The sequence below is a fragment of the Acetobacter sp. AAB5 genome (genome assembly GCF_050106715.1).
GTDB lineage: Bacteria > Pseudomonadota > Alphaproteobacteria > Acetobacterales > Acetobacteraceae > Acetobacter > Acetobacter oryzifermentans.
Genome location: NZ_JBNIEW010000003.1, coordinates 57,576 through 78,679, shown reverse-complemented (window position 1 = coordinate 78,679; position 21,104 = coordinate 57,576). Strand labels below are relative to the sequence as shown.

Here is a 21,104-nt window from a genome sequence, read left to right as displayed (position 1 = left end):
GGTTACTGGCTCTTTTGAGAGTTCTGATCTACGGGGCTGGTGGCATTGGCTGCTGGCTGAGATGCTTCTTCGTGCGGATCAACCTTGGCTCCGGGCGTAACTTTCTGCAGCCCTTCCACAACAATGCGTTCGCCTTCCTTTAGCCCGGATGTCACAATCCAATTGGTGCCAACGGTTTGCCCTGTGGTGATCTGGCGTAAATCGACCGTGTTATCGGGCTTCACCACCCACACCTGCGGGTCCCCATGTGTGTTACGGGTTACGGCATCTTGCGGCACAACAAGCGCTGCGGGGTCCACGCCCTCATCCAACTGAGCGTGTACGTACATACCGGGAAGCAACAGCTTATCTGGGTTGGGCATAATAGCGCGTACGATAACAGTGGCCGTAGCCGTATCCACGTTTACTTCAGAAAGCGCCATCTGGCCTGTGTGTTCATATACAGAGCCATCTTCCAGCGTAACCTGTACCGGAACCTTACCATCTTCCTGCCGTTGAATACGTCCTTCCGCCAGTTCGCGCTTAAGGCGCAACAGCGTGATGGCAGGCAGGTTAACGTCAACATATATGGGGTCCAGCCGCGTGATAATGGCCGTATTATCTGTCTGGTTTGCGGTAACCAACGCACCAACGGTTATCAGCGTACGGCTGATCCGGCCAGAAATGGGCGCATACATTTTTGTATAGCCCAGATTCACCTGTGCGCTTTCTACCTGCCCCTGCGCGTTTAGGATACGCCCTTGTGCTTCCTTTTCCGCTGCCAGGGCATCATCGTAGTCCTGCTGGCTAATAGCATGAGACTGCACAAGCCCACGGTAGCGGTTCAGCTTAGCGCGCGCCGTAACCTCGGCAGCCTGAGCTTCTGCCAACTGCCCACGTGCTGTATCATACACTGCTTTATAACGTGAAGGATCAATCTGGTACAGCTGCTGGCCTGCAACAACATCCGCACCTTCGCGGAACAACCGTTTTTCAATAACACCTGTAACCTGTGGGCGAACCTGTGCAATTTCAAAAGCATCCGTACGACCGGGAAGAGAGGTATGCACCGCAACAGACTGCTTTTTCATAACCTGAATCTGCACACTTTGCGGCGGCATTTCAGGGGCAGATGCCTTTTGATCGCATCCTGACAGCCCTATAAGCACACCCACAACAGCAGCATGGGTTAAACTACTGACTTCCCGCTTCATCAGGGAATCCTTTTAAGAAATTTTGAAATAATCGTTGCTCCAACATCTGCAGATACTGTTTTAAAATAACATCTTACTCACCCTGTACCTGCAAAAAACCACATGTTTTACCTGAACAATGCAAGCCATTCAGAATGCAATTCAAAGCCGCATAAACAAGATCATTTTAGTCCTGTTTCTTGCATAAATTTGCGGCTTGTCAAACACTATATTCATATCTGGCTTGCCTGAAACGCAACAATCCTACCGGGCTCTAGGAACTTCTGGCATAGCAGTCTGTATCTTGTCGTGTCATGATCACTTTTGCGTGATTATATGCCTTTGCATGACACCACATGCAAGGCTTGAGATGCATTTACATTCTCATTTACGCAAGAATAAAGTGATTAAAAAATAAATGTGTTATAACGCCTGAATATACTCAAACGTTATAACACAATAGTAAATGGCCAATAAAATCTAATCTAACAATGCTTTATTGTATAATCTCTAGCAGCATTAAATGCTTGATTGTGATTTACGCGAAAACGCCATGAAAAGACACGTAATAACCGCGATAAACCCAACATATATGAAAAATATCGTAAGATTATAATAAATAACCGCCACAAGTGAAATAATGGCGCCAAGCAACGCAATAGCTGGCAAAACCGGATACAACGGTGCCCGATAAGGACGAGACAAAGCGGGTTCTTGCAAGCGCAAACGAAACAAGCTGATCATACTCAGCAGATACATGGTCAAAGCGCCAAACACAGACATCGTAACCAGTGTGGCCGTTAAAGACTGCCCATTGATAGAGATAATGTCATCCGAAAAGATAGCTGCAATCCCGATACTGCCACCAGCCAGCGTGGCTGTATAAGGCGTTTTGAAACGTGGATGCAGTTTGCCCAACACAGCAGGCAAGAACCCTGCACGCGCCAAAGCAAAGATCTGCCGACCATACCCCATGATAATACCATGCAAGGAGGCAACCAGACCAAACAGCCCCAGCCACACCAACATGTGCAACCATCCGCTGTTGCTGCCCACAACGGCCTTCATGGCTTGCGGCAAAGGATCATTCAGGTTGGCAAGCGTATGCCAATCCCCAACACCGCCAGCAAAAAGCATGACACCAAACGCCAATGAAACAAGCGTAAGCACACCTGCAATATAAGCAATGGGAATGGAACGGCGCGGATCTTTTGCTTCCTCTGCTGCCATGGCCACGCCTTCAATGGCCAGAAAGAACCAAATAGCAAATGGAATGGCTGCAAAAATACCGCCCATAGCTGTCCAGCCAAAATGCGGTGCAACGCCCCAGCCATTCTGCAGAAAATTATGCCATGAAAAGGCTGGTGCCACGACCCCCATAAATACAAGAAGCTCTATAATGGCAGCTATTGTTACAAACAGTTCAAATGTAGCAGCAATATGCACCCCCACAATATTTAGTGTCATGAACACCAAATACGCCCCCAACGCCGCAACTTTAGGGGAGAGGTTTGGAAACTGCACATTCAGGTACGCGCCAATAGCCAACGCAATAGCTGGTGGTGCAAAAATAAATTCAACCAGCGTGGCAAGCCCTGCTAACAAACCACCCCAACGCCCCAATGCACGAAAACTATAAGCAAATGGGCCACCAGCATGCGGGATGGCACAGGTGAGTTCTGTAAAACTAAAGATAAAAGCCGTGTACATAATCGCCACAAAAACTGTGGCGACCAAAAACCCTAAAGTTCCAGCGGTACCCCAGCCATAGCTCCAGCCAAAATACTCCCCGGAAATAACCAGACCAACAGCAATACCCCATAGATGGAACGTGCTTAGAGATTTGTTGAGATGCGTTGAACCCTCACCCATGCTTCAGTACATCCTTTTGTGTCAGAGAATTATCAAGAAATTTTCGGTGTATTTTCGATTATTCCATTCTCTGGGGAAGAATCTTTCAAACCAATTCCTGTTTCTTTCAAACGCATGGCTTCCTGCATCAACCAGGTGAGTTTGTCAGCCGCGGCAGACGTAGAAAGGCCATATGTATGAATATTTGAGAGACAGTTTCTGGAAGAATCTGGACAGCCTACATAAGGCGCGTATGTCAGATACACCCCCATACTGTCGGCAACACTTAGGCCGGGGCGCTCCCCAATCATCATGACAACAATTTTTGCGCCCATTTTCTGGGCAATTTCATCACCCAAAGCTACTCTGCTTTGCGTTGCCACAACCAAAGGTGCAATACGCCACCCCACCAACCGTTTGCACATCGCCCTATACAGCGGCAGGGCTTCTTTCTGTGTTGCGATAGAAGACAGTCCATCTGCCGCAACAAAGACAACATCCCAGCCTTCATGAGGCAAAACCTCAAGTGATGCGCCGTTCAGCTTGCGCCCTAGATCTGGACGGCGCAAATAAGTTTGCCGATCTGGTGCTTGGCTGGAAACGCAGATAACTGGCGCATCTCCCATTTCTGCCTGTAAATGAGCAATATCCAAAGGAATATGCACAGCATCCCGAGCCTTGGAATGCGATTCCTGAAACGCCAAAACATCTTTTGTGCATTGTGCATTTCCTGAACGACTCAAGCCAATTCTAGCCCGCGTAAACTGGCGCAAATCTTGCCAGTCATCACGTTTTTCTGGAATGGATGGTCCCGTAGAAAGCAGTTTTTTATCTATCATACTGCACCAACCAACTGCCCAAGGCGGGTTTGCCCCGGCGCTAGTTCCCGCATGCGATTGTGCTTGCCGTCATACAGTTCCATTTGCTCCAACCATGCCGCAAATTCTGGAGCAGGCTTTAGCCCTAACAAGTTGCGTAATGTCAGAATGTCATGAAACGAAAGACTCTGATAATTCAGCATCACATCATCAGCACCTGGCACACCTATCAGAAAGGTAATACCCGCTGCGCCAAGCAGCACCATCAGGTTATCCATATCATCCTGATCTGCCTCAGCATGGTTAGTGTAACAGGCATCACACCCCATTGGCACACCTAACAGCTTGGCACAGAAATGGTCTTCCAAACCGGCACGGATAATCTGCTTACCATCATACAAATATTCAGGGCCGATAAATCCAACAACTGTGTTTACCAGCAAGGGATTATACGCACGCGCAACAGCATAAGCCCGCGCCTCTGCTGTTTGCTGATCCATACCATGATGTGCATTGGCTGAAAGAGCCGCCCCCTGGCCCGTCTCAAAATACATGACATTCTGGCCAACCGTACCACGTTTAAGCCCTACCGCAGCATCTTGCGCTTCTGCCAGAATGGAAAGGTTAATTCCAAATCCTTCATTGGCCTTTTGTGTACCCGCAATAGATTGAAAAACCAGATCTACTGCTCCGCCCTTATTCATGATTTCCAATGTATTGGTTACATGCGTGAGCACACAGGTCTGGGTCGGAATATCATAGCGCTGGCGCGCATGATCCAACATATCCAGCAAAGCCATGCCATTTGCTACACTATCTGTAGCTGGGTTAATGCCAATAACAGCATCACCCATACCGTACAGCAAACCATCCAGTGTTGATGCAGCAATTCCTTTAAGATCATCCGTAGGGTGATTAGGTTGCAAGCGAGAAGACAAACATCCTTCTAAACCAATGGTATTTCTAAAGCCTGTGATCACACGAATTTTGCGCGCTACGCTCATTAAATCCTGATTACGCATCAGTTTACTAACTGCCGCAGCCATTTCTGGCGTGATACCCGGTGCAACAGCAGCAAGTGTTGCGGTATCAGCTTCGTGCGAGAGCAGCCAATCCCGAAACTGACCGACTGTCATATGTGCAAGCGGTGCAAAGGCCGCCTTATCATGCGTATCCATAATAAGGCGCGTTACCTCATCTTCCTCATACGGAACGAGCGCAACGTCCAAAAAGGTCTGCAATGGTAGATCAGCCAAGGCATAACGTGCGGCTATGCGCTGCACATCCGACTGCGCCGCAACACCGGCCAACTGGTCTCCCGAGCGTTCGGATGATGCAACTGCCAGCAACGTTTTCAGATCATCGAAGCTGTATGTCTCACCCCCCAGAGTGCAACGATACACCATTGAAGGAACTCCTTAGCTACACGCGAAAGAGATAGGACTCGCTTTCTGCATGCATTGAAATCATATCTACTTCGGAATGATATCATATGGAAATGATTTGCGACTTGACTGCTCGGTACATATTTTTAACATTTCATAACAAAGCAGGCTGCAGATCACACTCTCGCTTTAGACAAAGGATTGCAATGTCTCCCCTGCCCGCCTTTTCTGCCTCTGGTGTTATGGCTGCCGCTGCTTCTGGCGCAGAAGGCTTTATTACAAGCCATGGGGGAGATATTGACCGCATTGCTGGCCGCGCAGGGTTAGCACCGGGCAAATTAGCCTTGCCCACGGATATGCTGAACCTGAACGCATATTGCCGCCTGTTTACTGAAGCCGCAAAGGAAACCCAGAACGGTAATCTGGGACTATGGTTTGGGCAGCAGTTTCAACCACAAACATTGGGGTTAATCGGGTTTGTGGCGCTTCTTTCACCCACGGTAAAAGAAGCCATTCATAACCTTGCAACGCATTTTATTTATCATCAAAGCTGCACGCACACACGCCTTGTGCGGCAGGGTAACCTATTGCGGCTTGAATACGCTATTACAGACCCAACCATTACAGAACGACGGCAAGATGCAGAACTTACACTCGGCATGTTTTGCAATGTGCTGCGCTATGCTTTAGGGCCAGCATGGCAACCAGAAGAAGTGTATTTTGCACATGCGCAACCTGAACAGGCGCACGAGCACCAAGATGCCTTTCAGGCAGCTATCCACTTTGACCGCCCGACCAATGCTCTTATTTTCCGTGATGTTGGTTTGGAATGCGCAATGCCAGACGCACAACCGCATACGCTGGAAATTGTAAAAGCGTCTCTTATCTCACTCGCTCGCAACGGATACAGCGCACCTCATCCGCACATGTCTTTTAAAGAACATGTTTTGTTAGCGCTTGAAGAAATTTTACCAGAAGGCGGCCATCTAACCCAATTATCTACGCGCATGAACATGCCGGTTTGGACTTTGCAAAGAAGGCTTGCAGATCTTGGAATATCTTATTCTGATCTGGTAGAAACTACGCGCTATAAACAGGCATGTGTTTTTCTACAACAGCCAGAAAATGATATCAGCCAGATTGCCAGACTACTGGGATATTCTGAAACCAGTGCGTTCAGCAGAGCATTCCGTAAATGGAGCGGTGTTTCCCCACGAACATGGCGCCAGCAATACATGCCAGCGCCATCCCTCATCTAATATCAAAAAATACTTTATAGATAATTATCTATCTATAAAGGCTATCAAAAATACCGCCGTTTGAGAAATGGTCTTTTTGTAGCTTTGTCCATCCACCAAGACTTGCGACATCAAATGTTTCCACCTTTGGAAACACCTGACCATAGTCCGCCAACACTGCCGGATCTACCGGACGGAAATAATGTTTGGCACCAATTTTTTGTCCTTCCGGACTAAACAAAAACTCCAGATATGCTTTGGCAACAGCTTCTGTACCATGTGCCTTCACATTTTTATCCACCAAAGAAACAGGAGGTTCTGCAAGAATAGTTTGTGAGGGTACGACAATATCAAACTGATCTGGCCCAATATCACGCGCCGCCATCAATGCTTCATCTTCCCACGCCAGTAAAACATCACCTAAATGGCGTTGTACGAAACTGTTTGTTGCACCGCGTGCTCCAGTATCCAAAACGGGAACATGCTTGAATAAGCTTTTGAGATAAGTTTTTGCTGCATCTTCTGAACCATTATTCTGATGCAACGCCCATCCCCACGCAGCCAGATAATTCCAACGTGCACCCCCAGAAGTTTTGGGGTTGGGGGTAATAACCTGCACACCATCACGCACAAGATCTGGCCAATCCTTAATGTTTTTCGGATTTCCCTTGCGCACAAGAAAAACAATTGTGCTTGTATAAGGTGTAGAATTATACGGCAAACGTGTTTGCCAATCTGTAGCAATCAGGCCTTTCTGTGCAAGCAAATCAATATCATAGGCTAAACCTAATGTGACCACATCTGCTGGTACACCTTCCAGAACAGAACGCGCCTGCGCGCCAGACCCTCCATGTGCTGTTTTTACAGTTACACTATCTTCTGGGTGTGTCTGATGCCATGTATTTGCAAAAGCCTTGTCCACTTCAGCATATAATTCACGGGTTGGGTCGTAGGATACATTCAGAAGATTGAAAGAAGCAGCCTGCGCCTGTTTTGCATGTACACCCAAGAAGGCACCGCCCCCTAAAACCGCAGCCCCAACAAGCAAGTGACGGCGAGAGAAAGAAAAGGTTTTATTTTTCATGATTATGAGACCTTCAAACCAGTTTTTCAGAATGCCGCCTGCACGCGGCCAACAACTGCATTTCCATCGCGCCCAAACAGATTAACGCCACCAGATACGCCCTTGGAGCGTGATACAATAAAGTGTGCGTAATCCAACATCACCTTGATATGCCTATTAGGATACCAGTTGAATCCACCCTGCCAGACTGTTTGCTGGTTTCCGTTAATGCCTACTCCACCTTGATTTTCCGTACCATACAAGTCTGTTACACTCCAACGCCCGCTAACTTCCAGCGCGCCCCAGTGGCCGGTTGCCGGATCAAAGTCATACGTTACGCCGGGTGTGGTAAATGCTGCCGTTTTCTCACTATAAGATCTTGGTGTTCCCAAAATTGTATAGTTTGCCGCCACATACCAACCATCGAAACCCAAAGACGGTAAATGAACCGTTTGCGCTTGATGGTCACGCTGTACGCCAATATGGTAATATTCGCCTTTCAGCAAAAAGCGCTTCCAACGCAAAGCCAACTGTGGCCCAGCGGCCCAGATTTGCGCAACATCCGTAAGGGCTCCTGATGTTAGCAAACTGGTTTCTCCCAAAGGCACTTCCATATTGTCTGACAATTTCAACTGGCGCCCACTACTGTTTTCATTAACCTTGAATACAGAGGTTGCTCCGGCTCCCACATGCACATCTATATCTTTTGAGACATAAAGACGACCTGCTGCACGGATAACTGCGCCTGTCTGACTATCAACGATTGTGGTATCCTTGGAGCGATCCCCAAACTTCTGCCCCGTAAAATACCCAGCAACAAGCCAACGTTTTTCGTAATGCTCACCACCAACACTAAAGCGTGCCACACCACCAGCAAGATTACGCACCAGATCCACAATAGTTGGACGTTCCAAAAATTCGAAAGCGCCTGAACGCTCCGCGCTTTCTTCTTCCATACGCGGCTGAAAATACCCAACAGTAAGCGTTGTGTTCCGCAATCCTGTGTAGTTTAGGTTTGCTTCAAACAAGCCCACTGTTCCATCAACACTGCTGGACCCAAAATCTGGCGTTACGTTCACAACCCAGTCTTTATACCGCCATGAAAGATAGAGCCGCAGACGACGCGCATTTTGTGTTAATGAATTGAAATTACCTTTGGTTTCTCCATTGCGTGGAGACATTCCAAAAAACCCACCCACATCTTCCTGAGCTAACAAGCCAATGGAAAATGCGTAGGCTTTATCATCCGAAGCAATAGTTGGGCGCCCTTTTGGAAAACCAACTTGAATGCCACCAATATGTACTGTTTCTTCCTTTGCAGAAGCAGCCTTAAACTCTGCCCAAGAAGCAACTGGGCCTTCCGGCAAAGCAGGATGCGCTTCTGAACCTGTGCGGGGGCCATGATGCACAGGACGAGAAGGTTCTTCTGCAAATACCGGCTGGGGTTCTTCTGGCCCAGCTGCCACAAGATGTGGATGCGAAGCACCAGATGCCACCTTGGCGGTATTTCCCTTACCCTGCGCAACATGCTCATAGCGCGCAACACGCATTTGCAAGCGATGAATTTCGCCCTGCATGTCACGGCGCATCATGGCCATTTCACGCCGCAAGGCTGCAACTTCAGACTCCGATGTTTCTGCATGCAATACGCACGGAAAAAACAGACCAGATATGGCTGTTGTCAGCAAAAAACCAGAGCGAACGGAACCAGTCATTAAGCGCCCCCAACAACCCTTTTGGTTGTTTTTACCCCGTAAGGGAAATACTTGTTACTTTACTTGAATACAATTTTACGTATATTATTTCGGACCAAGAACTATTTAGCTTGCAGTACCCCTTCCTGTCAAAACATAAAACACTGTTTGGAAAGGTTTTTATTTCTGCATACACACAATAGATAAGCTTGGCCGTTGCAATACACGAAAACCTGCTTTTAGGCGCGCATTCCACCCCGCCCTTGGCCTACACGGCGAAACACACATGTAACAGACAATATTGGATTATCTGTCTGCGTAAATCTGCTGTTATGTAAAGATTTTACACTTTCATGCGCCGCATAAAAACGACGCGTAGAACGGTCTGCTTCTAAAATAACAGTACCCAAAAAAGTACCGTTTACTTCGACAATCTGAGATTCCAGCATTTTAATGCCTCTGGATAAAGAAACATCCAGCCGGCAAACTGATTATCCGGCCAGATCAGAAAAAGAAAACAGGCGTATCTTCAGACACCTTGGCTGCACGACATCGAACCGCACAGCACATTCGTAAACAAACCGGATACATGCATATCACCCTTTGTGATTCTGCCGTGTTGTAGCTTGAAAGACATTATGAGCAAACACACAACTACGCAATAATAAACCATAAAAAATGGTTATTTTTTTTAACAACAAAAATTTTTGCATGTTAATTTTTTGTTGTTAATCAATGTACTAATGAAATTTCTCCGCTTAGAAAAATTTTGATCTCACAGGGCGTTGCCCCAAAGAATCGCGGAAAACCCTTAGCACGTATATTTTTCGTATTTTGTTATTTCCTGCGATAGGATAGGTTTTAATAACATTCAGCGTAAGGAAAGGCTCTGAAGACCCAGCATGGTTTGACCCCTAGAGTATGCTCCATGGCATATTCCATTTTCAAAACAAATCATATGTATAACGCGCCTCCACGATGGATTTATCTGCTTGCCCATGTTTTTCCTGCGCCGCCATACTCTGCCCGGCTTTCCGCTTACCTTTGGCATCACGCTTTTATGGGTAGGATTGCTTGTTATTCTGCCCTTGCTGGCCCTTATAGTACGCCCTTGGCAGGATGGGACGGCGGCTATCTTGCAAACCCTGCATGATACCCGGGTATTTGCAGCCTTTCGTGTTAGCTTTGGTTGTGCGCTTTTTGCAGCTTTGCTTGATTTACCGTTAGGCATTCTGTTGGCATGGACATTGGTGCGGCTTCGTCCACCGGGTTATAAAATTATCAATGCCTGCATTGATCTGCCTTTTGCTATCCCCACAGCTGTAACTGGCATTACTCTTGCAACTTTGTACGGACCTAATGGCTGGATGGGAAAGCTTCTAGCGCATGCTGGTTTACAAGTGGCTTTTACACCAACCGGCATTGTTATTGCCCTGATGTTTGTGGGCCTACCGTTTTTGGTACGCACCATTGAACCCGTATTACAGAATTTTCCATCAGAGGTAGAAGAAGCAGCCTTCTTGCTTGGGGCAACGCCTTTTCAGAAATTTTATCGTGTTATTCTACCCGCCATTCTTCCGGCAACATTAAGCGGTTTTGGGTTGGCATTTGCGCGCTGTATTGGTGAATATGGCTCCGTTATCTTTATTGCAGGCAATCAACCTTTCCGCAGCGAAATCGCCCCCCTGCTCATTGTAATGCGCCTGCAGGAATTCGATTATTCTGGCGCAACAACTATTGCTGTTCTGCTTCTGCTCACCGCTTTGGTTTGCTTGGGAGGTGTGAGTTTCTTGCGCCTACGTGTTTCACGCGGGCTTGTTATGGAAGAGGTAAAATGACAACCGCACGCTTTTCCATAAACCGCTTTATTCTTTGCGGGTGCAGTTATGCTGTTGTGCTGCTGATGCTTCTGCTGCCACTTGTGCTCATTTTTACAGAAGCACTCAGGCAAGGGTTTCATGCCGCCCTATCTGCATTGCTGGAACCGGATGCCCTTTCCGCTATTCGGTTAACCGCGTTTGTTACCGTAATTGTGACCGTAACAAATACACTCGGCGGCATTGCGGCAGCTTGGTGCCTGACAAAATATTCTTTTGTAGGCAAACGCTTTCTCATCATGCTGATAGAACTTCCTATCAGCGTATCCCCCGTCATTGCCGGTCTCATATGGCTGTTGCTGTTTGGGCAGGAAGGTTGGTGGGGTAATTGGTTGGCTGCCCATAATATGCAAATTGCCTTTGCCGTGCCCGGCATCGTGCTGGCCACCCTGTTTGTAACGTTTCCTTACGTCACGCGTACTCTTATGCCCTATATGGAACAGCAAGGCCGCGATGCAGAAGAAGCCGCATTTTTGCTGGGCGCAAATTTCTGGCAAACCTTATGGCAAGTCACCCTGCCAGATGCACGCTGGGCCCTGCTTTCTGGCATCCTGCTTACTACCGCCCGCGCTATTGGTGAATTTGGTGCTGTTTCCGTTGTTTCAGGCCATATCCCCGGTGTTACAGAAACCATGCCCTTGCATATCGAAACACTTTACAATGGATATCAAACCGTAGCTGCCTTCAGCATGGCGGCACTTCTTGCCCTGTGTGCCATGAGCACAGTTTTGCTTCGCACAATATTTGAGCATTCTTTTAGGAAACAGCCTTCATGAGCGTTAACCTGCACTCTTTTACACAATATGCTCCTGGTTCCACCCGCAAGATTTTGGATAATATCAATCTGACAGTTGAAGACGGCGCCTTTATTGCATTGGTTGGCCCTTCTGGCGCAGGCAAAACATCTTTACTACGCGCGATTGGTGGTCTGTCCCCGATATACGAAGGGCAGTTGCTAATTGATAACCTCCCCATTGGTCATTCTGATCTTCCAAAACGCAAAACCGGCTTTGTTTTCCAGAACTATGCGCTGTTCAGACATATGAGCGTGGCGCGCAATATTTCTTTTGGGCTTGATGTTCTGCCACGCAAGCAGCGCCCAGATCGCATTGCTATTACAGCCCGCGTGCAAGACTTGCTTGAACTTATACAGCTTCCGCATTTGGCGGATGCCCGCCCAGATCAACTTTCTGGTGGGCAACGGCAACGTGTTGCTCTGGCGCGCGCCCTTGCAACAGAACCCAAGCTGCTTTTGTTAGATGAACCCTTTGGAGCGTTAGACCCGATTGTACGCCGCACCATCCGCCGATGGTTACGAGAGCTCCATGATAAGCTGGGGCTTACAACTATTCTGGTTACGCATGATCATGAAGAAGCCTTAGATATCGCTGATAGGCTTGTGGTCATGCAGGATGGCCGTATTGTGCAGGATGCTGACGCTGACACCCTGAATACCTCTCCACAAACACCGTTTGTCATGCAGTTTCTGGGTGAAACACTCGAATTTGCAGGAGAAATACGAGAGGGAGAGTTTATCCCTGAAGATACAGATGCGCTGCCATTTCCGGTAACTGCAAAAAACGGAAAAACAACCGTATTTATCCGCCCCTGCGATGTGCAGTTTATAAGCGGCCAAGGTGCTGCGCGCATTCTTTCTCGTAGCCGCAACCCCAATGGGCTGTATCATTATACCGTGCAGACCACCGAAAGAGCACTTGATATTACAACACCAATGCCAACAGAAATTTCTGAAGGTGACCAGTTCGGGTTGGACATTTCACACGGCAAAATCTTCTCAAACCTTCTGTAAGATCAAGCTCTACCCACAAGCTGGATTGACAGCACTTATTTTATATGTTGCGTTAAAATAACGGTTGATATGCAAGAACTTAGATAACCTTTTGCATTTCTGTATAAATTGATTCTGTATTTTCAATTTATTGTGAAAATACAGAATTTCTATCTGCATGGAATGTTTGTATGCCAGACAAAACATCTACTCCGCACGCAACACCATCACATACATCAGAAGGTTATCACCGCGCCCTTAACAAACGGCAGATCCAGATGATCTCCATTGGTGGCGCTATTGGTACTGGCCTGTTTTTAGGCGCGGGTGGGCGCTTGCAGGCTGTAGGGCCTTCATTAGCTCTTATTTATCTGGTGTGCGGGATTTTTTGTTTTCTGATGCTGCGCGCTTTGGGTGAGCTGGTCATGTATCGCCCCACCAGCGGCAGCTTTGTTTCCTATACTTTAGAATTTCTAGGTCCCAAGGCGTCTTACATTGCTGGCGCCATGTCTTTTTTCAACTGGGCCATGACAGGCATTGTCGATATCACCGCCGTAGCACTTTACATGCATTTCTGGGGAACTTTTGCGCACATGCCCCAATGGGTATTTGCCATGCTGGCGCTCTTGCTCATAACCGGCATGAACCTGATTGGCGTGAAATGGTTTGGGGAAATGGAGTTCTGGTTTTCCCTTATCAAAATTGTCGCTCTGGTTCTCTTTCTTGTGATCGGAAGTGCCATTTTGGGCCTACGTGTGCCCGTAGATCACCACACAACAGGCTTGAACCTGATTACACAGCATGGCGGCTGGTTTCCCCATGGCATTTTGCCTGCGTTAGCACTCACACAAGGGGTGATTTTTGCCTATTCAGGCATAGAAATGATCGGCACTGCCGCTGGTGAATGCCAAGATGTACGCACCGTTCTGCCCACCGCCATCAATAACGTGATGTGGCGCATTGCCATTTTTTATGTTGGCACTGTTACTCTGCTGGTTCTTCTGCTGCCTTGGTCTGCCTATCAGGCAGGCACCAGCCCATTTGTGACATTTTTCTCCCATCTGGGTATATCGGGCGTGGATTCCATTATGAATATTGTGGTGCTTACGGCAGCACTCTCCAGCTTGAACTCTGGCTTGTATTCCACGGGCCGCGTTTTACGCGCTCTGGCACTTAATGGCTCAGCCCCGCGCTATCTGACGCACATGAGCAAGCAATCCGTTCCTTCTGCCGCCATTTTGACAACAGTGGGCATTTACCTTGTTGGCGTTTTTCTGAACTATCTACTGCCTTCGCAAATCTTTGAAATTGTTCTTAATCTGGCCTCTCTGGGTATTATCAGCACCTGGTGCTTTATCCTGCTTAGCCAGATCAAGCTGCGGCAAGCCATTAATGCTGGCCGTATTGCCCCCACCGGGTTTGCCATGCCAGGCGCACCCTTTACATCTTGGGCAACCATTTTGTTCTTTTGCAGCATCATTGTACTTATGGCGTTTGATTACCCAACAGGATCATTCTCTGTAGCCTGTATTCCTATCTTGGCCATCATCCTGTTTGTGGGCTGGAAAACCTTCAGCCACAAACCCATTCACCTTGTTCCGCCCACACAATCTTCCATCACGCTGACAGATGATTTACTGGGAACATCAGACACTTCAAACAAGCCGGATTAACGCCCCATACCCAACTTATTCTTGTGGTGTATCCTGTCTTGCAGGCTTTCTTCTTGAGATGAAACGGGCATCACCGTAATATATCCGCGACTGAAAGCGTGGTATTTTACCCGCGAACGATGCAATATTTATAGTAAGGTGGCCGTAAATGGAGTGGACCGAAGAAATTATCGCCCAGCTCAAGGCATTATGGGCGGAAGGTCTTTCAACGGCAGAAATTGGTAGGCGTCTTTCCATCACCAAAAATGCGGTTGTCGGAAAGGCGCATCGTTTGGGGTTGCCGCCACGGCCATCCCCCATTCGGCGCAATGCCAAACCCAAAACAGCAGAGAAATCTGAAGCTCCAGCAGCAGCTACTCCTGCTACGGCACAAACGGCAACGCCTGCCCAGCCTGTAAAACAGGCCGAAGCTGCCCCGGTGAGTGAAACAGAAAAACAGACAGCCACACCACCTACGCCTGCCCGTTCAACTCCACCGGCTGCAACTGCCGCCCCTGTGGCAGAAGAAAAACCTGCAAAAAAGGAAAAGCCTGCGGCTTCCAGCAAAAGCAAGCCCAAGGCCCCTTTGCGCAGCATTTCTGATCCAGAACCCCAAAAGCGCCGCGGCCCATCTTGCTGCTGGCCGATCGGAGACCCAGGCACGCCGGGCTTCCATTTTTGTGGCGCCACCCCAATACCGGGCAAACCGTATTGTGAGGAACATGCGCAAATTGCCTATGTAAGGCTGCGTGACAGGCGCGATAACGTCGCCTAAATCTTGTTTTTCTAAAATAATAAACCCCATCCCCTGAAGGCCTTATACAACAGGCCTTCAGGGGCAAGTCAGGGGCGTTGTAATATCAGCCTTCGGCTGCTGCGGGCTTTTCTGGAGCCGGCGTTGCAGAAGCTGGCTTGGAAGCGGAATCACCGCTCAGCATTTCCAGCTGACCAGTAATCTGGCCGCCATCTTCAACTTTCAGACGATGGCAGGCAGCCTTACCCAACAAACGGCCACTACCCTGCAATGTCAGGCTACCACGAGCCGTTAGCGTGCCATCAACGGTGCCTGCAATTTCTGCATTTTCCACTTCCACACCACCGCGGAACAGGCCACCGGGCTTAACCACCAGTTCCTTGGCAGTAATCATGCTGGATTCAACAGTGCCTTCAACCACAAGGCGTTCTGCATCCTGCACGGTTCCCTGCACGCTAATGCCACGCCCAACCACCAAGGTGCGCTGTTCCGGCTCATCCTTTTTAGGCTGCTGAGGTTGCTGCGGCATACCACGCGCTGCGGCCGCACCAGGAAATGGCGGCATGCCCGCACCTGAAGGAAGAGGGGAACCGGAAGGAAGAGGCGCACGACCCATGGATGAGGTCTCCTTTACTGTATCAGGGCGGGGCGCAGGTTTTGCTGGCGTTCCCGCTGGATTAGAAGAAAAAATGGAACCAAACCCGCCAGCGGAACGCTGCGCGCCCGCCTGACTGGCGGAACCGGACTGCTCAGATGGCCGATTATCTTCGGGCTTACGTCTTTTAAACAAGAAAATCCCCCGCCTTGCTGGCTGTTCACTATTGGACGGGCCCCACTGCTCAGGCACCCGCCCGCATCAAACCGTCTCGCCATGTGCTCATTTTCTTATACAGCCAGGCGGTTCTGCGGCAAGCATTCCATACGCCCTAGTGTTGCCCTTTTTATGGCAGCACTGTAGCGAAACAGCTGGTATGTGAAATTTTTCAGGAAAATCTTCCGCTATCATGACTGTTTCAGATGTAAAATATGACATCCTCGGCATTGGTAATGCCATTACGGATATTCTGGCCCGCGTAGAACCCGCTTTTCTGCAAAAACAAGGCCTGACCCCCGGCAGCATGACGCTGATTGATGCAGACCGGGCCAATACATTGCAGGCTCTCCTTACTCCAGAGCAAATTATGGGTGGCGGTTCTGTGGCAAATAGCTGCGTTGTGGCAGCCCAGTTTGGCGCGCGCGTTGCTTATCTGGGTAAAGTTGCGCGGGATGATGCCGGTAAGCAGTTTACCGAAGATATGCGTGGCAATGGCATTACCTTTCCATCTGCGCCGTTGAACACTCAGGTTTTTGATAACCTGCCAACAGCACGCTGCATTGTTATGGTTACGCCAGATGGGCAGCGCACAATGGCAACCTATCTGGGCGCATGCACCTGCTTTACGCCAGAAGATGTACTGCCAGACATGATTGCAGATTCCAGCATTGTGTATCTGGAAGGGTATCTGTTTGACCCACCGCATGCGCAGGAAGCATTCCGCCGTGCAGCAGCGCTGGCGCACGCAGCCGGGCGCAAAGTGGCTCTTTCTCTTTCTGATCCGTTCTGCGTTGGCCGTCACCGTCAGGCTTTTCTGGATCTGGTGAAAGGCCATGTAGACATTCTTTTTGCAAATGAGGATGAAATCTGCGCTCTGTACGAAACAGAAAACTTTGACGTTGCCGCACGCCATACCGCGCAGGACACAACTTTTGCAGCCCTTACACGTTCCGGCTTAGGAAGTGTTGTGCTGCACGAAGGACAGATGACCAAAGTTGCCCCTGTGCCAACTCAGGTTGTGGATACAACAGGTGCGGGAGATGCCTACGCCGCTGGCTTTATGGCGGGTCTGACATCTGGCCGAACATTGCCTGAATGTGGCCGTCTGGCTTCCGTTGCTGCTTCTGAAATTATCTCACACTACGGCGCGCGCCCACTTTCCAATCTGTGGGAAGAAATGGGCTTCTAAGCCTACCAGCTTTGTGCCTTCTGCTTTGTATTTAAGTGGAAGGCACATCCATATTCTGAGGAATAGCCACAACGCGGCCAGATTTTACGCATAAGGCTATTTTTCCTTCGCACAAAGCCTGCGCTGTTTCACCAAACACCTTGCGCCGCCACCCGGCCAACACGGCATGAGGCTGAGAAGGATCTAACGCCAAGGCATCCAGATCATCAGCGGAGGCCACCAAGCGCGGGGCGACATCGTGCTTTTCACAGCAAGATGTTAAAAGCACCTTCAACAATGCCACCAACGATGCAGAAGGCCGTGGCGTATCTTTGTTCTTGCCGCGCGGAGAACGCGGCAGCTCCGAGTCTGGCAAAGCCTGTGCCTGCTTGATAGCTTGCAACAAGGCATGCCCTGTACGCCCTTCTGCCAACCCGCGAGAAACACCGCGAACACGGGTTAAAGCTTCGGTCGTTGCCGGAGTCGTTGCGGCAATTTCCAGCAGACTCTCATCTTTCACAAGCCGTTGGCGCGGAACATTTACCCGTTGCGCTTCACGCTCACGCAAGGCTGCAATGGCACGCAAAACAGCAAGCATGCGCCGGTTATTGGTGCGGGCGCGTAAACGCTCCCACTGTTTTTCAGGATCGGGACGAAATGTGGCTGGATCTTCCAGCTCGGCCATTTCTGCCGCAACCCAATCCAAACGCTGTTCCTGCTCCAGTTTTTTAACAAGCCGTTCATAAACCAAGCGTAGCCACGTTACATCACCTGCAGCATATGTAAGCTGAGCAGGAGACAGGGGGCGTACAGACCAATCTGTAAAACGGTGGCTTTTATCAATCATATGCCCAGTAAGAGAGCCAACCAGACTGTCATACCCAACCTGATCTCCAAACCCGGCCACCATTGCAGCCACTTGCGTATCAAAAAGCGGAGTCGGCAAGGCATCAAACAGATGCAAAAAAATTTCCAGATCCTGCCGGGCAGCATGAAACACCTTGAGCACCGTTGTATCTGCAAAAAGATTTTTCAGCGGGGTAAGGTCAATACCTTCAGCCAATGCATCTATCAGCACGATATCATGAGTCGCGCCAATCTGAACCAGACAGAGTTCCGGCCAGTATGTCTGCTCCCGCATAAACTCCGTATCAACCGTTACGAAGCTTTCATTATGGAAAGGTGCAAGAGCCGCCTCTAACTCCTGAGTAGAGGAAATAAGACGCGCGGGAGGGAATTCAGGTGTTGCTGATCTGGCCATGTTTTTCTTCATACATCCAGACCGTTAGAAAAAGAAGTGACCAAACGTTACACGTGAAACTTGACGAACGAGCCAACTCACGGAACATCTGCAAAAAACCACATGTGCAGGAGCACAAAATGAACCCATCAGATGATGGCCGCAACCAGCTAACCCAACTTGGAAAACAAGTTGCTGCCCCACAAAGCCCAGAAGAAGCCATTCTGGAACGTGTGCCAGCTCCTTATCCAGACAAACACTATCTGGTGCGATTCACAGCACCAGAATTCACTTCGCTTTGCCCCATTACCGGTCAGCCTGATTTTGCACACATTGTGATTGATTATGTGCCGGACCAATGGATTGTAGAAAGCAAATCACTCAAACTGTACCTGACCAGCTTTCGTAACCATGGTGCTTTCCACGAAGCCTGCTCAATCCAGATTGCGAATACCCTTGTTGAAAGGTTAGCACCACGCTGGCTGAGAATAGGTGCCTACTGGTACCCTCGCGGTGGTATTCCCATTGATGTATTCTGGCAAACGGGTGAACCACCCGCTGGTGTATGGGTGCCTGCACAAGACGTACCTACTTATCGGGGGCGCGGCTAAAAGGCACAAAAAAAGCCACCTTATAGGTGGCTTTTTTTATAATACTTGCACGAACCTCAGCTAGCTGGAGAGCCGGCTTCAATTTCAGCACGTACGGCCTGAATCTGATCCTGCAGAACGCTAAGGCGGGTTGTATCCGTCTTATCTGCCTGATCCCAAGCTTCAGACAATGCTTCTAGCTGAGCTGTTGCATTATCGATGGAAATTTCGCTTACCGGCACAGCTTTATCAGCCAGCACGGTACAACGTGTTGGGGTAATGTCTGCAAAGCCACCGCCAACAAAGTAGCGATCCTTCACTGTATCCCCGTCATACAGGGCAACAATACCACCACGCAGAAGAAGCATCATGGGCGCCCGTTCTGGCATGGCGGCAATATCACCTTCCATGCCAGGCAGAACAGCCATATCTACTTCACGCGACACCAGAACCTTTTCAGGACTGATTATCTCAATCTGGATCGGCATGAATGCGCTCCTTCCCGAAGCCGGCTGTTAGGCCGACTCCCTCAGTTTTTCGGCCTTGGCAACAACATCTTCAATAGAACCCACCATGTAGAAGGCGGCTTCTGGCAGATCGTCATATTCGCCAGCACAGATGGCTTTAAAAGAACGTACGGTATCAGCCACGGAAACCAGCTTACCCGGCGCACCCGTAAACACTTCTGCCACATGGAACGGCTGAGACAGGAAGCGCTGAATACGACGGGCACGTGCCACAATCAGCTTATCGTCTTCAGACAGTTCATCCATACCCAGAATGGCGATGATGTCCTGCAGGGATTTGTAGGTCTGCAGAATACGCTGCACTTCACAGGCCACATCATAATGTTCCTGACCAACAATCTGCGGGTCCAGAGCGCGTGATGTAGAATCCAGCGGGTCCACTGCTGGGTAAATACCCATTTCTGCAATTGAACGGTTAAGAACCGTGGTTGCATCCAAGTGGGCGAAGGTCGCGGCCGGAGCAGGGTCAGTCAAGTCATCCGCTGGCACATACACGGCCTGCACAGATGTAATAGAGCCCTTTTTGGTGGACGTAATACGTTCCTGCAGAGCGCCCATTTCTGTAGCCAGCGTAGGCTGATAACCCACGGCGGAAGGAATACGGCCCAGCAGAGCGGACACTTCCGAACCAGCCTGCGTAAAGCGGAAGATGTTATCAACGAAGAACAGAACGTCCTGATTTTCTTCGTCGCGGAAGTATTCAGCCAGTGTCAGACCGGTAAGAGCAACACGTGCACGTGCACCCGGCGGTTCGTTCATCTGCCCGAATACAAGCGCCACTTTGGAGCCTTCGGTAGAACCGTTTTCACCCAGCTTGATAACGCCGGCATCCTGCATTTCGTAATACAGGTCGTTCCCTTCACGGGTACGTTCACCAACACCAGCAAATACGGACACACCACCGTGCGCCTTTGCGATGTTATTGATCAGTTCCTGAATAATAACGGTTTTGCCCACACCGGCACCACCGAACAGGCCAATCTTACCACCTTTGAGGTAAGGGCAGAGCAGATCAACAACCTTAATACCGGTCATCAGAATTTCTGATGCGGCAGCCTGATCTTCGAAAGAAGGTGCCTGACGGTGAATAGGCGCACGACGAGAGGTCGGGATAGGACCTTTTTCGTCAATCGGCTCACCAATAACGTTCAGGATACGGCCAAGTGTTTCCGGGCCAACCGGCACAGTAATCTGTGCGCCTGTATCAGCCACTTCTGCACCACGGACCAAACCGTCTGTGCTGTCCATGGCAATGCAGCGCACTTCGTGCTCACCAATTTCCTGAGCAACTTCCAGCACCAGTGTCTGATCACCCAGCTTGACGTGCAAGGCATTCAGAATTTTAGGCAGTTCACCTTCGAACTGCACGTCAACAACCGGGCCCTTAATCTCGGTAATGCGGCCAACTGCATTGGTCTTCGTGGCCGCAGGGGCCTGGGTCTGGGTTGTGGTATCCGACATGGGTCAGCTCC

General features: G+C 49.4%; 19 protein-coding genes. 8 read left to right on the top strand and 11 right to left on the bottom strand.

Features of this window, described 5'->3' with window-relative positions:
* Window positions 1-2: 2 nt before the first annotated feature.
* The 4 genes from ACP7IZ_RS04440 to ACP7IZ_RS04425 form a co-directional block, all read right to left on the bottom strand.
* Window positions 3-1,193, bottom strand: coding sequence for an efflux RND transporter periplasmic adaptor subunit (locus ACP7IZ_RS04440; RefSeq protein ID WP_426848008.1), 1,191 nt, complete (start codon window positions 1,191-1,193; stop codon window positions 3-5).
* A 498-nt stretch (window positions 1,194-1,691) separates the two neighbouring features.
* Window positions 1,692-3,044: an ethanolamine permease gene (gene eat / locus ACP7IZ_RS04435; RefSeq protein ID WP_426848007.1), complete on the bottom strand. Its 1,353-nt coding sequence runs from the start codon at window positions 3,042-3,044 to the stop codon at window positions 1,692-1,694.
* 32 nt (window positions 3,045-3,076) lie between these two features.
* Window positions 3,077-3,862 (bottom strand): ethanolamine ammonia-lyase subunit EutC, encoded by a 786-nt coding sequence (gene eutC, locus ACP7IZ_RS04430; RefSeq protein WP_426848006.1) that lies wholly within the window; start codon window positions 3,860-3,862, stop codon window positions 3,077-3,079.
* Window positions 3,859-5,247, bottom strand: coding sequence for an ethanolamine ammonia-lyase subunit EutB (locus tag ACP7IZ_RS04425; RefSeq protein ID WP_426848005.1), 1,389 nt, complete (start codon window positions 5,245-5,247; stop codon window positions 3,859-3,861). Before ACP7IZ_RS04425 ends, eutC begins: the two co-directional genes overlap by 4 nt.
* Window positions 5,248-5,339: 92 nt before the next feature.
* Between ACP7IZ_RS04425 and qhpR the strand changes: the two genes are divergently transcribed.
* Window positions 5,340-6,485, top strand: a complete 1,146-nt coding sequence (qhpR, locus tag ACP7IZ_RS04420; RefSeq protein WP_426848234.1) for an AraC-like transcriptional regulator QhpR — start codon at window positions 5,340-5,342, stop codon at window positions 6,483-6,485.
* A 28-nt stretch (window positions 6,486-6,513) separates the two neighbouring features.
* On the opposite strand, the gene ACP7IZ_RS04415 is transcribed toward qhpR, so the two are convergent.
* The 3 genes from ACP7IZ_RS04415 to ACP7IZ_RS04405 all read right to left on the bottom strand — a co-directional run bounded on the left by ACP7IZ_RS04415 (window position 6,514) and on the right by ACP7IZ_RS04405 (window position 9,670).
* On the bottom strand, window positions 6,514-7,548 hold the full coding sequence (locus tag ACP7IZ_RS04415) for a sulfate ABC transporter substrate-binding protein (protein WP_426848004.1): 1,035 nt from the start codon (window positions 7,546-7,548) through the stop codon (window positions 6,514-6,516).
* A 26-nt stretch (window positions 7,549-7,574) separates the two neighbouring features.
* Window positions 7,575-9,242: an OprO/OprP family phosphate-selective porin gene (locus ACP7IZ_RS04410; RefSeq protein WP_426848003.1), complete on the bottom strand. Its 1,668-nt coding sequence runs from the start codon at window positions 9,240-9,242 to the stop codon at window positions 7,575-7,577.
* A 218-nt stretch (window positions 9,243-9,460) separates the two neighbouring features.
* On the bottom strand, window positions 9,461-9,670 hold the full coding sequence (locus ACP7IZ_RS04405; RefSeq protein ID WP_426848002.1) for a hypothetical protein: 210 nt from the start codon (window positions 9,668-9,670) through the stop codon (window positions 9,461-9,463).
* Between the two features lie 549 nt (window positions 9,671-10,219).
* On the opposite strand from ACP7IZ_RS04405, the gene cysT reads away from it, so the two are divergent.
* From cysT to ACP7IZ_RS04380, 5 genes are all read left to right on the top strand, one after another.
* Entirely contained in the window at window positions 10,220-11,059 is an 840-nt protein-coding gene (gene cysT, locus ACP7IZ_RS04400; protein ID WP_426848232.1) for a sulfate ABC transporter permease subunit CysT, read from the top strand.
* Window positions 11,056-11,874 carry a sulfate ABC transporter permease subunit CysW gene (cysW, locus tag ACP7IZ_RS04395; protein ID WP_150177522.1) on the top strand — a complete coding sequence of 273 codons (819 nt, stop codon included), beginning with the start codon at window positions 11,056-11,058 and terminating at the stop codon, window positions 11,872-11,874. Before cysT ends, cysW begins: the two co-directional genes overlap by 4 nt.
* Complete coding sequence (locus ACP7IZ_RS04390) at window positions 11,871-12,908, top strand: sulfate/molybdate ABC transporter ATP-binding protein (protein WP_426848001.1); 1,038 nt, start codon at window positions 11,871-11,873, stop codon at window positions 12,906-12,908. Before cysW ends, ACP7IZ_RS04390 begins: the two co-directional genes overlap by 4 nt.
* A gap of 170 nt (window positions 12,909-13,078) precedes the next feature.
* On the top strand, window positions 13,079-14,560 hold the full coding sequence (locus ACP7IZ_RS04385) for an amino acid permease (protein ID WP_426847999.1): 1,482 nt from the start codon (window positions 13,079-13,081) through the stop codon (window positions 14,558-14,560).
* A gap of 148 nt (window positions 14,561-14,708) precedes the next feature.
* Entirely contained in the window at window positions 14,709-15,314 is a 606-nt protein-coding gene (locus ACP7IZ_RS04380) for a GcrA family cell cycle regulator (RefSeq protein WP_426847998.1), read from the top strand.
* A gap of 85 nt (window positions 15,315-15,399) precedes the next feature.
* Here the strand turns inward: ACP7IZ_RS04380 and ACP7IZ_RS04375 are convergent, their stop codons facing one another.
* Window positions 15,400-16,140: a bactofilin family protein gene (locus tag ACP7IZ_RS04375; RefSeq protein ID WP_426847997.1), complete on the bottom strand. Its 741-nt coding sequence runs from the start codon at window positions 16,138-16,140 to the stop codon at window positions 15,400-15,402.
* Between the two features lie 157 nt (window positions 16,141-16,297).
* On the opposite strand from ACP7IZ_RS04375, the gene ACP7IZ_RS04370 reads away from it, so the two are divergent.
* Complete coding sequence (locus tag ACP7IZ_RS04370) at window positions 16,298-17,296, top strand: adenosine kinase (protein WP_426847996.1); 999 nt, start codon at window positions 16,298-16,300, stop codon at window positions 17,294-17,296.
* 31 nt (window positions 17,297-17,327) lie between these two features.
* Here the strand turns inward: ACP7IZ_RS04370 and rnd are convergent, their stop codons facing one another.
* Window positions 17,328-18,536, bottom strand: a complete 1,209-nt coding sequence (gene rnd / locus ACP7IZ_RS04365) for a ribonuclease D (protein WP_426847995.1) — start codon at window positions 18,534-18,536, stop codon at window positions 17,328-17,330.
* 119 nt (window positions 18,537-18,655) lie between these two features.
* On the opposite strand from rnd, the gene queF reads away from it, so the two are divergent.
* Entirely contained in the window at window positions 18,656-19,126 is a 471-nt protein-coding gene (queF, locus tag ACP7IZ_RS04360; RefSeq protein WP_426847994.1) for a preQ(1) synthase, read from the top strand.
* Window positions 19,127-19,182: 56 nt separating this feature from the next.
* Here the strand turns inward: queF and atpC are convergent, their stop codons facing one another.
* Both atpC and atpD read right to left on the bottom strand, forming a co-directional pair.
* Window positions 19,183-19,593, bottom strand: a complete 411-nt coding sequence (gene atpC / locus ACP7IZ_RS04355; RefSeq protein WP_426847993.1) for an ATP synthase F1 subunit epsilon — start codon at window positions 19,591-19,593, stop codon at window positions 19,183-19,185.
* A gap of 27 nt (window positions 19,594-19,620) precedes the next feature.
* Entirely contained in the window at window positions 19,621-21,093 is a 1,473-nt protein-coding gene (gene atpD / locus ACP7IZ_RS04350; protein ID WP_426847991.1) for a F0F1 ATP synthase subunit beta, read from the bottom strand.
* Between the last annotated feature and the right edge of the window lie 11 nt (window positions 21,094-21,104).

Excerpts from the sequence above, each read along its gene's own strand:
- ACP7IZ_RS04405 (WP_426848002.1), bottom strand. The coding sequence starts at position 9,670 with ATGCTGGAATCTCAGATTGTCGAAGTAAACGGTACTTTTTTGGGTACT.
- ACP7IZ_RS04380 (WP_426847998.1), top strand. The coding sequence starts at position 14,709 with ATGGAGTGGACCGAAGAAATTATCGCCCAGCTCAAGGCATTATGGGCG.
- ACP7IZ_RS04415 (WP_426848004.1), bottom strand. The coding sequence starts at position 7,548 with ATGAAAAATAAAACCTTTTCTTTCTCTCGCCGTCACTTGCTTGTTGGG.
- ACP7IZ_RS04370 (WP_426847996.1), top strand. The coding sequence starts at position 16,298 with ATGACTGTTTCAGATGTAAAATATGACATCCTCGGCATTGGTAATGCC.
- ACP7IZ_RS04440 (WP_426848008.1), bottom strand. The coding sequence starts at position 1,193 with ATGAAGCGGGAAGTCAGTAGTTTAACCCATGCTGCTGTTGTGGGTGTG.
- ACP7IZ_RS04390 (WP_426848001.1), top strand. The coding sequence starts at position 11,871 with ATGAGCGTTAACCTGCACTCTTTTACACAATATGCTCCTGGTTCCACC.
- rnd (WP_426847995.1), bottom strand. The coding sequence starts at position 18,536 with ATGGCCAGATCAGCAACACCTGAATTCCCTCCCGCGCGTCTTATTTCC.
- ACP7IZ_RS04410 (WP_426848003.1), bottom strand. The coding sequence starts at position 9,242 with ATGACTGGTTCCGTTCGCTCTGGTTTTTTGCTGACAACAGCCATATCT.
- qhpR (WP_426848234.1), top strand. The coding sequence starts at position 5,340 with ATGATTTGCGACTTGACTGCTCGGTACATATTTTTAACATTTCATAAC.
- atpD (WP_426847991.1), bottom strand. The coding sequence starts at position 21,093 with ATGTCGGATACCACAACCCAGACCCAGGCCCCTGCGGCCACGAAGACC.
- ACP7IZ_RS04385 (WP_426847999.1), top strand. The coding sequence starts at position 13,079 with ATGCCAGACAAAACATCTACTCCGCACGCAACACCATCACATACATCA.
- atpC (WP_426847993.1), bottom strand. The coding sequence starts at position 19,593 with ATGCCGATCCAGATTGAGATAATCAGTCCTGAAAAGGTTCTGGTGTCG.
- ACP7IZ_RS04425 (WP_426848005.1), bottom strand. The coding sequence starts at position 5,247 with ATGGTGTATCGTTGCACTCTGGGGGGTGAGACATACAGCTTCGATGAT.
- eat (WP_426848007.1), bottom strand. The coding sequence starts at position 3,044 with ATGGGTGAGGGTTCAACGCATCTCAACAAATCTCTAAGCACGTTCCAT.
- eutC (WP_426848006.1), bottom strand. The coding sequence starts at position 3,862 with ATGATAGATAAAAAACTGCTTTCTACGGGACCATCCATTCCAGAAAAA.
- cysT (WP_426848232.1), top strand. The coding sequence starts at position 10,220 with ATGTTTTTCCTGCGCCGCCATACTCTGCCCGGCTTTCCGCTTACCTTT.
- cysW (WP_150177522.1), top strand. The coding sequence starts at position 11,056 with ATGACAACCGCACGCTTTTCCATAAACCGCTTTATTCTTTGCGGGTGC.
- queF (WP_426847994.1), top strand. The coding sequence starts at position 18,656 with ATGAACCCATCAGATGATGGCCGCAACCAGCTAACCCAACTTGGAAAA.